Raw genomic sequence first — 15761 nt, 5'->3', positions numbered from 1 at the left:
CAGGTGACTCCACTTAATATTTATGGTTCAAATTTGGATGGGGCTTTGTTCCCCTTCCTTAAATCAGCCGCTTTTTGCATATTATCAAGATGAGCTTGGTTACCTCTACTAACATTAAACTTATTGTTACTTTCTGCCTTACTCATCTTTTCAGTGATTGTTGATAATTTAGTCTCTAGCTTAGTGATTGTTTTTTGCTTTGAACTATTGTGTTTATATGATGAGGAATCTAGTTTATCCTGATACGATTTAACGGATGCCGTTAGTCTATCTAGCTGTGACTTTAACTCTTTGATAGAATCATTTTGGAAAGGTCCTGATGCTTTGTCACTTAGAATATTACTTAGCTTCGATTTAATGTGACTTAATCCAGTAGTAATATCTTTATTCAGCTTAGTAATCTCTTTTTTATGGACTATTTTTTCTGAAGTTGCCACAGGGCATTTTTGATTATGATTACTAACGCTACTCGTGTTTCCACTTACACCTTTTGATGAGTTATTTATTTTTACATTCTGACTAGTATTATTTGGTTGATTGCTATTGATATACATAATATGACCTTTATTAAAGTTAATTGTATTTTATTGGTCGAATTATTCAGTGTTTCAATGCTATTTTCTTTAATAAAACGCTACTGTTTTTATTGTTAACGGGTAAAGAGATAACATCTGCGGTTTTTAGACAAAAAAATACCGACTCTATAGGCCGGTATTGTAGTAAAGAAATAAAACTAATTAATCATCTTCAAATTCATAGCCATCACCTTCAGGGGCAGGTGGCGTGATTAACACTTTATTGACTCGGTGGCTATTGACTTCCAATGGTTGGAAAATACAACCATTGATAGTGACTTGCTCTCCCACTTCAGGAACACGCTGCAAGTGCTCCATTAAAAGGCCTGCAATCGTTTCATATTCACGTTTATCGTCTAATTCCATAGGGATAAACATGATCAGGTCTTCAAGTGGCATAAAGCCGTTGGCAATCCAAGTACCATCATCGAGTTTTTGAATGTCGTGGCGAGAGTCATTTTCTTCATCACCAACGGGTAAATTACCCGCGATGGTTTCCATTACGTCGGTCAATGTCACTATACCTTCGATAGAACCAAACTCGTCCACAACAAAGGCAAAGTGAGTATGCGCCTTACGGAACTGCTCTAACGCTTTTAACAGAGATAGCCCTTCAGGGAATATCAATGGCTGGGTAATCAGTGCTCGTAAGTTTAATGGCTGGCCTTTTAATTGCTGTTTAACCAAATCCATTACATGTACCACCCCAACAGGTTCATCACTAATCGTTTCATCAATGACAACTAAACGTGAGTGTGGGTTTTTCTCCATTAATTGCAGTAAATCCGCAGAAGACTTATTAATGTCAAGGTAATCCACATCATGGCGTGATGTCATGATGCTTTCTACGTTACGTTGTGCCATACCTAACACACGAGCAATCATCAAGCGCTCTTGTGGGTCAAAAACCGATTGATTATCAGCGATAAGGTCAGAAGTGTGCGGGTCTAATTCCCCACGCTCATTATTACCGCTAAGAATACGTAAGACCGCTTCTGCCGTACGTTCACGTAGTGGACGTGAGCCTTTAAGGAACTTACGACGGTTAAATTGGGCAAATTGATTTAGGACTTCAATCATGATAGAGAAGCCAATTGCAGCGTATAAGTAACCTTTCGGTATGGCATAGCCAAACCCTTCGGCAACTAAGCTGAAACCAATCATCAGTAAGAAGCTTAAACACAGTATGACAATGGTTGGGTGCTGGTTAACAAAGCTAGTTAACGGTTTACTTGCCCAAATCATTAATACCATAGCAATGGTTACAGCGGCAATCATTACGCCGATATGGTCAACCATGCCGACAGCGGTGATCACGGAGTCCAGTGAGAATACGGCATCAAGAACAATAATTTGTGCAACAACAGCCCAGAAATTCGATGTCTTTCTTTGAGTATTGGTGTGTTCGTCTTTCCCCTCCAACCGCTCGTTTAGTTCCATTGTGGCTTTAAACAAGAGGAATAGACCACCCACCAACATGATTAAATCTCGAGCACTAAAAGGATGCTCAAAGAGGGTTAATATTGGTTTCGTGAGGGTAATGAGCCATGACAAGCTAAATAGAAGCACAACACGCATAATCAGGGCTAATAAAAGTCCAGTTACACGGGCTCTATCACGCAGCTTTGGCGGGAGCTTATCTGCCAGAATGGCGATGAAAACGAGGTTATCAATACCAAGAACGATTTCTAGAACGATAAGGGTAGCGAGGCCCGCCCAAATCGAAGGATCTGCGATCCATTCCATACAGTTTGTTTTACCTTCTGATATGACGGCTTATACCGACGAATGAATAATGCGGTTTGTTGAATGAAATATCAATAAAAAATCACGCTAATTGGACAATTCTTGACAAAAATGGCCTTGTATACGTCATCGATTGCATCAATAACTACCATGCTGCCCAATCCTAGGTTAATATGTGATCCCGTTAACAGAATGTCAGCACGGTCGAGGCTGACTTGGTCCTAATCAGACAGGAGTTGTTCATGTCAAAGCAGCAGATTGGTGTTGTCGGAATGGCAGTCATGGGGCGTAACCTTGCGCTCAATATTGAAAGCCGCGGTTACTCAGTGTCTATCTTTAACCGTTCTAAAGATAAAACAGACGAAGTGATTGCCGAAAATCCAGGGAAAAAATTAGTTCCCAACTATACAATTGAAGAGTTTGTTGACTCTCTGGAAAAACCTCGCCGCATCTTGTTGATGGTTAAAGCGGGTGAAGCGACGGACAAAACCATTGCCTCGCTGACTCCTCATCTGGACAAAGGGGATATCTTAATTGACGGCGGTAATACCTTATTCACTGATACTATCCGTCGTAATCGTGAATTATCCGAGCAAGGTTTTAATTTCATCGGTACTGGTGTTTCAGGTGGTGAAGAAGGCGCACTGAAAGGCCCTTCAATTATGCCGGGCGGGCAAAAAGAAGCTTATGAATTAGTTGCGCCAATCTTAAAAGAAATCGCAGCACAGGCTGAAGGCGAACCTTGTGTGACCTATATTGGTGCAGATGGTGCGGGCCACTATGTGAAAATGGTTCACAACGGTATTGAATACGGTGATATGCAATTAATCGCAGAAGCCTATTCATTATTAAAAGGTTCTTTGAACCTGAGCAACGAAGAGTTAGCAGGTATCTTTGCTGAGTGGAACAAAGGTGAGCTGAGCAGCTATTTAATTGAAATTACAGCTGATATTTTCAAGAAAAAAGATGAAGATGGTAAATATCTCGTTGATGTGATCCTCGATGAAGCGGCTAATAAAGGTACAGGTAAATGGACTAGCCAGAGTGCGCTGGATTTAGGTATCCCTCTGACTTTAATTACTGAATCTGTATTTGCGCGTTATATTTCTTTCTTAAAAGACCAGCGCGTTGCGGCATCTAAAGTATTAACCGGTCCAACCCTAAAAGCTGTTGAAGGTGATAAAAAAGACTTTATTGAAAAAGTTCGCCGTGCACTGTATTTAGGTAAAATTGTGTCTTATGCGCAAGGCTTCCAACAACTGAAAGCAGCATCAGAAGAATATAATTGGGATTTAAACTATGGTGAAATCGCAAAAATCTTCCGTGCAGGTTGTATCATTCGTGCGCAGTTCCTGCAAAAAATTACTGATGCGTATAACCAAGATGCGAAAATTGCAAACTTACTGCTAGCGCCATATTTCAAGCAAATTGCTGACGAATATCAGCAAGCACTGCGTGATGTTGTCTGCTATGGCGTACAAAATGGTATCCCAACACCGACATTCTCAGCGGCTATCTCTTATTATGATAGCTACCGTTCAGCAGTATTGCCTGCAAACTTGATCCAAGCGCAACGTGACTACTTCGGTGCTCACACTTATAAACGTACAGATAAAGACGGTGTTTTCCACACTGAGTGGATGGAATAAAATTCGTTATCATTAATTTTTGATAACACAAAAGGCGCTAGGTTTAGCGCCTTTTTTGACTTTGAAGAGCCGTAAAATATTTAATTTATTATTATAAGTAAATCATTAATTCGACGGTGGCTTTAGCTTTTCTATAATTTATTGCATCTCATATTTTAAAAATTAACTTTATCGAGTCTGGGCATGGTTTATGCGTAATTTTCTTATCTTATTACTTTTATTGGTATTACTTGGTCCATTAGGGATTGATTTATATTTACCAACAATACCTGATATTGCGAAGGATTTAGGAAGCAGTGAGTCGGTGATCCAGTCAACGATAGCATTGTTCATTCTTGTTCTGGGGCTAGGGCAATTGATTTCGGGCCCATTAGTCGATAGATATGGACGAAAACCTATCGCGATTTTGGGCATGGTGTTGTACATCATTGGTGCTGGTGTTGCCATTGTAGCAACAACACCCACAGTATTTATTGCCTCGCGTTTATTGCAAGGGGTTGCAGTCTGTTGTACTTCGGTGGTGGCATTTAGCTGTGTACGTGACCGAATGAATGGCACAGAAGCGGCCCGCGCTTTTGGTTTTTTAAATGGAACATTGAATATTGTTCCTGCGTTAGCGCCATTACTTGGAGGCTTGCTGGCTGAGGCATGGGGCTGGCGGGCACCGTTTTGGTTTCTTGCTTTGTATGCATTGGTCATATTAGTGCTAATTGTGGTTTTTTTACCCGAAACACGCCCCGCTAATTTACCTAAAGTAAAAGTTATTCCGCTGAAAACTTATTGGCGAATTTTGGGGAATCCTCAATTTATTATTTTTGCCTTAGTAAACGCAGGCACGATGGGTATGGCATTAACATATGTGTCACTTGCACCAACTGTGCTGATGGGGGATGCCCAATTAAGCCCGCTCGCGTTTTCTATAGTATTTGGTGTTAATGGTTTTTGGATCATGTTTGCCAGTTATATCGCTAATTATTTTATTCATAAAATAGGGCGGCCAACCTGTTTATTGGTTGGTAGTTCAATGATGGCAGTTGGCTGTTTAGGATTATTGCTAGGTTTTGTCGTATTACCGATAGAAATACAAAGCCATTGGTTAGTCTATATGTTGCCTGTCGCTTGTGCTTGTACAGGGCTGGCCTTTATGATGGGAACGGCAACCAGTTACGCTTTAGAACCTTTTGGTAATGAAGCAGGCACCGCATCTGCCTTAGTGGGGTTTGTTCAAATGGCAGGGGGAGCAACTCTCGGACTTTGTGCAATCGGTTTGCCTATCGCACCAAAAATGTCATTAGCATTAGTTATGCTAGTTGGCTGTTTGTTTGGATTGCTTGCAAGAAAAAAGAGCTTATCTCTTGTTAAATCAATATAGAGTAGACCGTTTGAAGATTTTATTTTTCATTATGTCGTATATAGTTATCACTAATTAATTTAGTAATTAGTGATAACTTAGATAAAATTATGCAATATCACCATTAATCGTTGTTAGGAGTCTATTCTTCTTTATTTCAACTTCTCTAGAATGGACAATTTTATTATTAATATAAAGATTAGCTTTTATGGGGTTTAAACTTCGCTCAATATTAACATGAAATTTATTCATCATCTCTTCATTTGAACGGAAGTTATGAAGTTGGTACTGGCTTATTGTCCCATCTTCAAAAATAACCTCTAAATATGGCATTTGAGTGTCTATTTTTTTATCATGGCTATAAACCATACCATAAGAACCATATAAAGAAGGGTAGATATAGCTATCGATTACGTCTTTAGGGTCATAGAACCCCATTAAGGTCACAACAGGCACTCCTTGTTTATAGGGAACTTTATAGAGGATTGTTTCATTGTTATCTTTTCGATTCCAAGTGTAGCCATCTGAAATATAACAAATTGAATCATTTTTTTTGATTAATTTAATCTTGTTGTTAACATGAAGCTCACTATTGTAATCCGCGACTGATTCTATTCTTAAAATAGCATTTTTATTATTTTCATTTGCTAATGGAATGTTGATTTTTGGGGCGTGATAACCATTTCCATTATAAATAATAATATTTTTATTTTTTTTAAATAGTGAATTTAAATCGTTAGTTGTAATATCTGAGCCATTTATTGCAGTAAACTCGACGGTATTGAATTGTGATAGTTCTAAATATGCATCTACCATCTCTTTTGTTTTTGGATCCCATTTTTTATATCCTGTTTTTGATTCTGTACTAAATACATATTTACTTTCTAATCTATTTTGAATTGCAATGAAAGAGTTAGGCGTATAAGCAGTATAAGCGTTGTAACGAGTATCATAAAATTCGCCTCCACTCATTGCGTCATGATTTAATTTACCATCTTGGTATATATTGGGAATAAAATAGTTATTATCTGAATCCCATAGCCAGGTTGAATTTTTTTTATTTGCAACTGCATGGGAGCCGCCTTCATCTCCCCCATGATAATCACCTAAACCAAAATTGTGACCGAATTCATGGCTAAGCTCATTACTATCTGTCCTATTTAATGTTGCTTTACCTCCACCACCAGACCAGCCGTGGACGACTCTACCATTTTTATACATTCCGACAGAGTTATAGGCAGTTATCTGGGAGGTTGGAACAAAGGAATCAGCATCTGGAGCTGAACTATTTATGCCATAATTTGCGGTGTTAACACCATTAGCATAAAAAGATTTAGTGATCCACTCTCGCATGCTGCCACTATGGCCTCCTCCTTCATCCGGTGCATTATCTGTAAATACTTGGCCATTAGGCATGACCACTTTTAACAAATGGATAGGTTCGTAGCGGGAGACAATTAATTTTTTTACCGGGATCGTTTGATAATATTGGCGATTTAGTTCGAATTTATTTAGGAAAAGATGTTCATTTCTTGGTGGTGTAAGTAACCCGATATCAAAAGTATTAATGAGTAATTCATTTGGGGCACCTACATCAATGTTAGATAATGTACTTTTCTGACCTTGATAATTAAATTCAAGTTTTATTTCTGGATGGATATATTCTTTTGGGATTGTAGTAGACCATGTTTTATCTATATATTCCAAGTTGCTAATGAAATTTTCTTTGTTATTCTGATTAATAGGGATCCATTTTTTATCTAAATCATAGACAAAAAGGACGTTTTCACCTGTTTGTAACTTTATAGTGTTTTTTCCATAATGAATGTAACTGTTATACGATGCATTAGAGCTAAACAGTATTTTCTTATTATGGAATGCATCATTTTTATTTAATGTGAAGTCACGACTCCAATTACCATCACTAGTCAATATTTTTATTGAGTCATTATTCTTTATTAGATTATTTAAATAATTTCTTTTTTTCGAAGCCTCAATGATTAATTCATTTTCATCTAAAGTTAGATCAAATTTATTAGGGTATGAGTTGTTGATTTTTGATGTGTTACTAGAAGAAATAGGAATGTTTTCCCATTTGCCATCTGAATTACAATGGAATAATAATACACTGTCTTTTTTTAGCTCGAAAACTTTATTTGTAGTGTGGATGAATGTTGACTCTTTAGCTTCTGATGTGAAAATTATTTTTTTAGATGTGAATTTTTTATTTTTTTTTAGCGTGAATTTTTTGACTCTGTCATAATCCATTTTCATTATTTTTAAGGTGGGGTTTTCTTCTAGATTTTTCTCAAAAAAATCTGCGTCTATTTTATTTATATCGATATCTGGCAGGTTTCCAATTTCAAAATAAATAATTGGAAGAGTATTTGAGGGTGCTTTTCTAGGGGGGCTGTAATATTTTATTTGTTTAGCATCATTTTTTGTTAGCCAATGTCCATTTTCATCACATATAAAAAGGGTGGATGATTTTGACGGTAATATAGAAGTGTTATTGCCATAATTAACTTCAATATCGTTATTGTCAGTGTTGTGTAATTTTATAGTTTTACCTTTATATTTGATGCTATTATTTAGAATGAAAGGTGTTTTTATATTGTTATGATTAAGTTTTAAATTTATTTTGTTATTATCTAAAATTGTTTCGTGTAAGTAATTTTGATTTTTGGATATTTCAATTAATTCACTATTAGATCTCATGACAAGGTCGAAATTTACCGGTGATTTGAAATCACGAGGTAATAAATTAGTTTCTCTTATACTATTATCTGCAATTTTTGGTAGTTTAGATGCGGGAGATAGCGATTTTTGCATGATTAAATTATGATTTTTATCATAAATGTTTAATTGAATTGGATTTTCTTCTGGGATATGAGTATGCGGTTTAAACATAATTAAAGTCTTACGTTCCTTAACTAGTTTAGGCTTACTATCTCCATCTATATGGAGTTTAGATGGAATAATATTAGCTTGGGCGAAAAATACATTTCCTTTTAATTCACCATCTACATCACTAGAGTGCTGGTTGTTATTAAAGTAATGATTGGTTTTCCCATTTTCAAAAAATGAGAGATTACCGAAGGATTTGTTTATTTCTGTTATTAAATGCCAATAATCTAGAATGGAGTTGGACTTATTTATAGCATCTATATAATAATCATTGTTTCCTATTGATAAAATATGGTTTTTGAAGCTGTTAATCAATAATGATGGTGAAGTTGTACTTAAGTTTTTATTTGGCATAAAATATCATCTTCTCTATTTGTTGTTTCGTAGATCCTAGTCAAATTTTTATTTGATGGTAAGATAAAATATCTTTTAAAAAAAGATGAATGGTTTAATAGTTACTCCTAAATGCTACTCTAAGTATTGGAGTGCTCACCATGAGTGAGGAAATTAATATTATTTGAATTAGTGAGGTTAAAATGAATAACTCATTACTAAAAAAGCCAATGATTACTTAGTGTGATGTATTTTGAACGCGGATACATCACCATAGAATGCGTTCTATGGTAAATATAAACGAATTAAAAGGTTTAGTGCCATGAATCAAAAGCATTGGTCGAAATATGAGCTACTTCATGAGGTTGTACAAAACCCCAATATCCATATCAAAGGTAGGCATAGTTATTACAGCGACTGTTGGGATAACGGTTTTGAGCAGTCAGTTGTGCGTTATTTACAAGGTGATGAACAAAGCCGAGACTGGCAGCTAGCATGGAATGTTGACCAACTTTATATCGGTGATTATGTCTGTATTGGTAGCGAAGCTGTGATATTAATGGGAGGGAACCATACTCACCGAATGGATTGGTTTTGCTTATATCCTTTTCTTGAATTTATTGAAGAAGCTTATGTAGGAAAAGGCGACACAGTGATTGGCGACGGAGCCTGGGTTGGCATGCGTGCCTTTATCATGCCGGGTGTTAAAATTGGTGAAGGCGCAGTTATTGCAACGAATAGCGTGGTAATTAAAGACGTTGAGCCTTATTGTATTGTAGGCGGAAATCCCGCTAAGGTAATAAAATATCGTTTTCCGCCAGATATTATTACTGAACTACTCGCATTGAAAATTTATGATTGGCCAGAGGAAAAATTTATCGCACTAAAGCGGTTTATTTGTGATTCCGATTTTGTGGCATTAAAAAATGCCAGTCAGGAATATGATCAGCGATTGATGAGTTAGTTTTACTTATTGATGGGTATTCTGTGGAATACCCTTTTTTAATACAAAACTAATTTTCTTCTATGCGAATAAACTCAACTAAAGTCGGCGCGGCTATTCTTTGATAATCTTCGGTATTTAAAATAATAGAGCGCTCTAATGTACCTGCATTAAAGGCGAGTTCCTCAAAACGTTCAAATAATAGTGGGTCAGCAATTAACTTTAAATTAGGGTGAAAACTAAAAGGCGGAATAGCCCCGAACACACATTGCGTGAGCTCATCGACTTCCTTTGGGCTTGCTAAAGATGCGCGGGTTCCACCAATGGCTATGGCAACCTTACTTAAATCAGCCTGTTTATCAGCAGGTAAAATTGCCAGTACGTGTTGGCGGATCCCATTTCCTTTTACATGGCATACTAGTCCTTTTGCCCCTTGCCCAAGCTGCGTGCCACGTATTTTTGCCACTTCTTCCGATTTCCCTGCTGTGGGGTGCTCCATCACACGATATTTTGCATTATTTTTATCAAGTAACTGTGTGAGTTGCATAAAAATAGAATTTTCAGACACTGTTTTTTCCCTTTAAAACCACATCAATGACAAGGAATGATAACAAGTTAATTAAGAGATACAACTGCGAAATATAGCGAACTAAAAACTATAAATTTGGGAAATATTATAAATTTCATATCAGATGCGGTTTTTAACTATATTGTTAATCTATTTTTGGGTTTTATTATCATATCTTCTGGTGAGTCAGTTATCTATAATAAAATCAATGAGTTATTTTTTTTATTTTCTTTATTCTGGCTGAGAATGCATCTTGTTAAGAGTTGAGATTGATCATTTACGCTGCATTTTATTATCGGTAATATAAAATTTTATATAACGAAAAGATAATATGACTCGTAAATTTAATTTATATCTCATTATGCCGCTTATTGCAGGGATCGCACCGTCTATTGCTGCAGCACAAGTTTCTGAGCAACTGGCTAAACCTAAGCAAGATAGAATGTTAGTCACCGCAGCGCCAAGTGATGTAACCATGGAAGCACAGGCTGGCGCTGGCTTTTTCACATCGCAAATTGATATTGGTCCATTAGGCAACCGTGAGTGGATTGATACGCCATATTCTACAACCACGATTAGCCGCGAAATAATTAATAATCAACAAGTTAAAAGTTTGAGTGAGTTATTGAAATATGCGCCAAGTACACAAATGCAAGCCCGTGGAGGGATGGATGTCGGGCGTCCACAAAGCCGAGGCATGCAAGGTGGCGTGGTGACGAATAGCCGGCTTGATGACCTGTATATGGTGTCAACAACGGCATTCCCCGTGGAAATGTTGGATAGAGTGGACATTATTAATAGCTTGACGGGGGCATTGTATGGCCCTGCAAGTCCCGCAGGGCAGTTTAATTTCACCACAAAACGCCCTGAAGATATTCAGCGTTTTTCTTTAGGTTACCAAAGCCGTAATGCCTATAGTGGCCATGCTGATTTAGGTGGTTATTTTGATGCTGATAAACGTTTTGGATATCGCCTTAATTTGTTGGATGAAGAGGGAACAGGCAGCCTTAAAGAGAGCACATTACGCCGTAAGTTAGCCTCTGTGGCGCTTGATTGGAATATTCAACCGGGTACACAGCTTCAGTTTAATGCCAGCCACTATAATTTTGTGCAAAAAGGTTATGTGGGTAGTTTTAGTTATGGCTCTGCTATCAAATTACCAAAATCACCTAATCCACAAGATAAAAATTTAGCATTGCATACCGCAGGAAATGATTTAACCACTGATACCGTTAGTACTCGATTAATTCATGATTTTAATGAGGATTGGACACTAAAAGCGGCAATTGGTTATCAGCAAGCGGATAGGGCGATGCGTACGGTGACGAGTGCCATTCAAGATAACAATGGAACCATTAGCCGCTCATTAAGTGATTCCCCCGCATCGGGACGTTTTCGTGTGTTGAGTAATTCAGTGGTAATTAATGGTCATGTAGACACGGGCTCTATTGGTCATGATTTATCATTAGCGACGAATGGTTATGTTTGGTCGATTTATAGTGCAAAAGACAAGAGTGTGAGACGTGATTTAGGGCAAACCAATATGTACCGTCCTTCGCCAATGGAAGAGCCATCTGATGGCAAAATTCATACGGGAGGTTCTCGTTATAAATCAGCTGAAAACAGCCAACAAAGTATCACTATCGGTGACACAATCACATTTGGTCCACAATGGTCAGCCATGTTTTATCTCAGCCAAAGTTGGATTGAAAGCCGTAGCTTTGATAAACAAAACCACAAAACCAGCCAGACCAATGACCATGGCCTCAGCCCTCAAGCAGCATTGATGTATAAAATTACCCCTCAGGTGATGACTTATATTAGCTATGCTGATTCGTTAGAAGAGGGGGATACCGCGCCGATGAATCAAAACCTGAAAAATGAAGGGCAGACTTTAGACCCTTATCGTAGCAAACAATATGAATTGGGTATTAAAGCCGATGTAGCAGATTTAAACCTTAGTGCTGCGGTATTCCATTTGGAGCGGCCATTTGCCTACGCGGGGGATGACAACGTGTTCCGCAAACAAGGTGAACAAGTAAACCGAGGGCTAGAGCTCACGGCAACCGGCCATGTTTGGCAAGGGCTAAATGTCTATAGCGGCGTGACTTTCTTAGATCCAAAACTCAAAGATACCAAGTTCACGACAACGCGTGATAAACGTGTCGTTGGTGTGCCGAAAGTTCAAGCCAATATGTTAGTGGAATACAGTTTACCGACAATGCCAGAACTGGTGTACAGCGCTAATGTGCACTATACAGGAAAACGAGCTGCTAATGACACCAATACTAGTTGGGCAGGTAGCTACACAACATTGGATTTAGGAACTCGTTATAGTACAAAAATCAATCAAGTTCCAACGACGGTCAGATTATCCGTCAATAACGTAACGGATGAGCGCTATTGGGCTTCCATTTTTCCATCAGGTATCAATGGAGAAGGGAAAGGGGGAAGTGCTTTTTTAGGTTCAGGCCGTGAAGTTCGCGCAACGGTTACGTTTGATTTCTAATTATAACAGTCTAGGAGTATGCCGTTTTACGTTAAGGTGAAACGGCGTGAAAAATATGAGAAAAACCATTTTTCTGCAATCGGTCATTTTACTGTTTGGACTACTAATGAGTAGCGCAATACAGGCGAAGACAGATAACCCCGAATTGCGTATTGCAACACCGTGGCCAGCACAAAATACCATTATTATGATGCTAGGTTACGGTGAGCAAATTGTCGGTACCTCGATGATTGCGAAAAAAATTCCGTTGTTTCGCCAAATGCTGCCAAATATTGATGATGTTCCAGTGATCAGTATTAGCAATCAATTAAACCCAGAACAAATCATTTCATTACGTACGGAGTTACTGTTCATTGCTAAAGGAATGGAAGTCCCACAACGTGATTTATTAGAAAATGCAGGGGTGAAAGTGGTTGAATACCCAGCGAATTCATTAAAATCGTTACAAGAAAGGGTTCAAGCCACAGCAAAAGAGCTGGGCCCTGATGCGCAAAGTAAAGCTATTGAATATCAACGCTATTTTGACCGTAATATCGTATTAGTTAATGAACGACTAAAAGGGCTCACTGATGCAGAAAAACGGACGGTATACCACAGTATGGGGAACGTGTTATTTACGTCTGGCCGCCCATCATTAAATCAAGATTGGATGGATTTAGCAGGGGCGAAAAACGTGGCAGAAACCTGGTTTTCTGACAAAAAAAATAACTCTGGTGAAGTCTTGTTAGAAACCATTATTAGCGCAAACCCTGATGTGATTGTGGCGATGAATAAAGAAGATGCTAATATCATACGAACATCTTCCCAATGGAAAGCAATTAGCGCGGTAAAAAACCAGCAGGTATATGTGAACCCAAAGGGAATGTTTTGGTGGTGCCGAGAAACGTCAGAGGAGGCATTGCAGTTTCTGTGGCTAGCACAAACACTGTACCCAGAGCGCTTTGTGGATATCGATATGAAACAAGAAACGGCTGATTTCTATCTGAAATTCTTTGGTATTTCATTGAGCGATGCGCAAATCGATAATATTTTGCACCCATAAAATAAAACTGCCAGCGAGGCTGGCAGCCTGTTATTTATTGATGACGCTCTTTTAACCGTTTGATTATCGTGCTTAAATCCAGCTCTTGGTCTTGTAGTAAGACTAATAAGTGGTACATCAAATCCGCGGCTTCGTTAGTCAATTCAGCGCGGTCATTGACGGTTGCCGCCAGAGCGGTTTCAACACCTTCTTCACCCACTTTTTGAGCAATACGTTTAGTGCCGCTAGCATATAAACGCGCGGTATAGGAGCTTTCAGGAGAAGCGGTTTTTCGCTCTTTGAGTAATGTTTCTAACTCAAATAAAAAGCCCCAGTCACTTTGTGCGGGCGCGAAGCAGCTTTGTGTACCGTTATGGCAAGTAGGGCCATCCGGCAGTGCGAGAGCCAGTAGCGTATCACTGTCACAATCAGGGTAGATATCCACCAAATTTAGAAAATGATTGGAGGTTTCGCCTTTCGTCCACAAACGTTGTTTTGTGCGAGAGAAAAAGGTGACTTTACGGCTATCTAAAGTGACTTGTAATGCTTCTGGGGTCATATACCCAAGCATTAGCACGTCACCTGAAACGGCGTGTTGTACGATAACAGGCATCAGGTTATCGACTTTTTGCCATGCAAGTTGGCTGCATTGTTCTGTGGTTAACATACTCTAATTTGAACTCCGTTTTCGGCTAGGTATTGTTTTAAGTCACCGATATTAATAATTTGTTTATGAAATACAGAAGCGGCTAAAGCACCATCAACACCTGCGTCAGTGAAGGCATCAAGAAAATGCACTTTTTCACCTGCGCCGCCAGAGGCAATCAAGGGCACTTGGCAGACTTCACGGACTTTTTTGAGTTGTTGTAGATCATACCCTTGGCGTACACCATCTTGGTTCATCATATTTAACACAATTTCACCCGCGCCACGTTGTTGTACTTCTTTTACCCAATCAAGGGTTTTCCACGTGGTTTGTGTGGTACGTTTTTCATCGCCAGTAAATTGGTAAACGAGATATTCACCTGAGCTTTCATCGAACCAAGTGTCAATACCGACAACGATACATTGTACGCCAAAGCGTTCAGCTAAACGGCTGATTAATGTAGGGTCGGATAATGCCGGGGAGTTGATGGAAATTTTATCTGCGCCAAAAGACAGAATTTGCGCGGCATCGTCAACGCTTTTAATCCCACCTGCAACACAAAAAGGAATATCAATCACTTCGGCGACTTTGGCAACCCAGCTTTTGTCTACCACTCGGCCATCAGAAGAGGCGGTAATATCATAAAACACCAGCTCGTCTGCGCCTTCTTGGGCGTAGCGTTGTGCTAATGGAACAATATCACCGATGATTTCGTGATTACGAAATTGGACACCTTTAACCACTTGCCCATCACGGACGTCTAAGCAAGGAATTATGCGTTTTGCCAACATTTTATTGCCTCCGCAACGGTGAATTTACCTTCTAATAATGCACGACCAACAATCACGCCAGCTGCACCAGATGGTGGAATAGCCGCAATATCATCTAAATCGCCAATTCCCCCTGATGCCTGAAAGGCAATATCAGGGAATTTTTGGCTAATTTCTTGGTATAAATTCACATTAGAACCCGCCAATGTTCCATCTTTGGAAATATCAGTACAAAGGACGTGTTTTAAGCCATAAGGGCGATATATTTCAATGGCTTGCTCTAAGGTTAAATTTGAATTCTCCTGCCAGCCGCTAATGGCAATTTCTTTTACGCCTTTGTCATTAATTCGTACATCTAACGCAAGTACAATGGCTTCCCCACCATAGGTTTCAAACCATGTTTTGACTAGCTCCGGTTTGGTCACTGCCGTTGAGCCGATGACGACACGGGTCGCTCCGGCTTCCAGTAAGGCTTTAACATCTTCTTCGGTACGAATACCACCACCAACTTGTACGGGAACACTCACGCCAGCTAATAATTTTTTGAGCAGTGGAATTTGGCGTTTTTGCGGGTCTTTCGCACCCGTTAAATCCACGAGGTGCAATAGTTTTGCCCCTTCTTTTTCATATTGCTGCAAACGTGGGAGTGGGTCATTGCCATAATCAGTTTGTTTGGCGTAATCCCCTTGGTGCAATCGCACCACAGTGCCATCGATTAAATCTAATGCGGGAATGATCATGGT

General features: G+C 38.9%; 12 protein-coding genes. 5 read left to right on the top strand and 7 right to left on the bottom strand.

Annotated elements, in window-relative coordinates; translation table 11 throughout:
* Nucleotides 1-20: 20 nt before the first annotated feature.
* Entirely contained in the window at nt 21-554 is a 534-nt protein-coding gene (locus PZ638_RS14710) for a hypothetical protein (RefSeq protein WP_094960640.1), read from the bottom strand.
* A 183-nt stretch (nt 555-737) separates the two neighbouring features.
* Nucleotides 738-2321, bottom strand: coding sequence for a TerC family protein (locus PZ638_RS14705; protein ID WP_094960641.1), 1584 nt, complete (start codon nt 2319-2321; stop codon nt 738-740).
* 242 nt (nt 2322-2563) lie between these two features.
* Here PZ638_RS14705 and gndA point away from each other — a divergent pair, with 242 nt between their 5' ends.
* Both gndA and PZ638_RS14695 read left to right on the top strand, forming a co-directional pair.
* Nucleotides 2564-3970 carry an NADP-dependent phosphogluconate dehydrogenase gene (gene gndA / locus PZ638_RS14700; RefSeq protein WP_004256481.1) on the top strand — a complete coding sequence of 469 codons (1407 nt, stop codon included), beginning with the start codon at nt 2564-2566 and terminating at the stop codon, nt 3968-3970.
* 190 nt (nt 3971-4160) lie between these two features.
* The gene (locus tag PZ638_RS14695) at nt 4161-5342 is read left to right on the top strand and encodes a multidrug effflux MFS transporter (protein ID WP_144141049.1); all 1182 of its coding nucleotides are present in this window, start codon (nt 4161-4163) and stop codon (nt 5340-5342) included.
* Nucleotides 5343-5429: 87 nt separating this feature from the next.
* On the opposite strand, the gene PZ638_RS14690 is transcribed toward PZ638_RS14695, so the two are convergent.
* On the bottom strand, nt 5430-8582 hold the full coding sequence (locus tag PZ638_RS14690; RefSeq protein WP_272674697.1) for a M66 family metalloprotease: 3153 nt from the start codon (nt 8580-8582) through the stop codon (nt 5430-5432).
* 301 nt (nt 8583-8883) lie between these two features.
* On the opposite strand from PZ638_RS14690, the gene PZ638_RS14685 reads away from it, so the two are divergent.
* Complete coding sequence (locus tag PZ638_RS14685) at nt 8884-9525, top strand: CatB-related O-acetyltransferase (protein WP_164455853.1); 642 nt, start codon at nt 8884-8886, stop codon at nt 9523-9525.
* A gap of 49 nt (nt 9526-9574) precedes the next feature.
* On the opposite strand, the gene PZ638_RS14680 is transcribed toward PZ638_RS14685, so the two are convergent.
* Nucleotides 9575-10051 carry a YbaK/prolyl-tRNA synthetase associated domain-containing protein gene (locus tag PZ638_RS14680; RefSeq protein WP_144141057.1) on the bottom strand — a complete coding sequence of 159 codons (477 nt, stop codon included), beginning with the start codon at nt 10049-10051 and terminating at the stop codon, nt 9575-9577.
* A 352-nt stretch (nt 10052-10403) separates the two neighbouring features.
* Between PZ638_RS14680 and PZ638_RS14675 the strand changes: the two genes are divergently transcribed.
* Complete coding sequence (locus PZ638_RS14675; RefSeq protein ID WP_164455852.1) at nt 10404-12581, top strand: TonB-dependent receptor; 2178 nt, start codon at nt 10404-10406, stop codon at nt 12579-12581.
* A 67-nt stretch (nt 12582-12648) separates the two neighbouring features.
* Nucleotides 12649-13623 (top strand): ABC transporter substrate-binding protein, encoded by a 975-nt coding sequence (locus PZ638_RS14670; RefSeq protein ID WP_377145627.1) that lies wholly within the window; start codon nt 12649-12651, stop codon nt 13621-13623.
* A gap of 34 nt (nt 13624-13657) precedes the next feature.
* Here PZ638_RS14670 and hisIE read toward each other — a convergent pair whose 3' ends face one another.
* Genes hisIE through hisA form a run of 3 tightly spaced genes read right to left on the bottom strand, consistent with a single transcriptional unit; the run spans nt 13658 to nt 15758 of the window.
* The gene (gene hisIE, locus PZ638_RS14665; RefSeq protein WP_094960646.1) at nt 13658-14269 is read right to left on the bottom strand and encodes a bifunctional phosphoribosyl-AMP cyclohydrolase/phosphoribosyl-ATP diphosphatase HisIE; all 612 of its coding nucleotides are present in this window, start codon (nt 14267-14269) and stop codon (nt 13658-13660) included.
* Nucleotides 14263-15039: an imidazole glycerol phosphate synthase subunit HisF gene (hisF, locus tag PZ638_RS14660; protein ID WP_094960647.1), complete on the bottom strand. Its 777-nt coding sequence runs from the start codon at nt 15037-15039 to the stop codon at nt 14263-14265. The genes hisIE and hisF overlap by 7 nt, the downstream gene beginning before the upstream one ends.
* A complete protein-coding gene (gene hisA / locus PZ638_RS14655) occupies nt 15021-15758 on the bottom strand; it encodes a 1-(5-phosphoribosyl)-5-[(5-phosphoribosylamino)methylideneamino]imidazole-4-carboxamide isomerase (RefSeq protein ID WP_094960648.1) in 738 nt (245 codons plus the stop codon). Before hisA ends, hisF begins: the two co-directional genes overlap by 19 nt.
* Between the last annotated feature and the right edge of the window lie 3 nt (nt 15759-15761).

The organism is Providencia hangzhouensis (assembly GCF_029193595.2).
In the GTDB taxonomy this organism is placed as follows: domain Bacteria; phylum Pseudomonadota; class Gammaproteobacteria; order Enterobacterales; family Enterobacteriaceae; genus Providencia; species Providencia hangzhouensis.
Note: the sequence above shows the minus strand (reverse complement) of the source record. Positions and strands in the feature narration are given on the sequence as shown.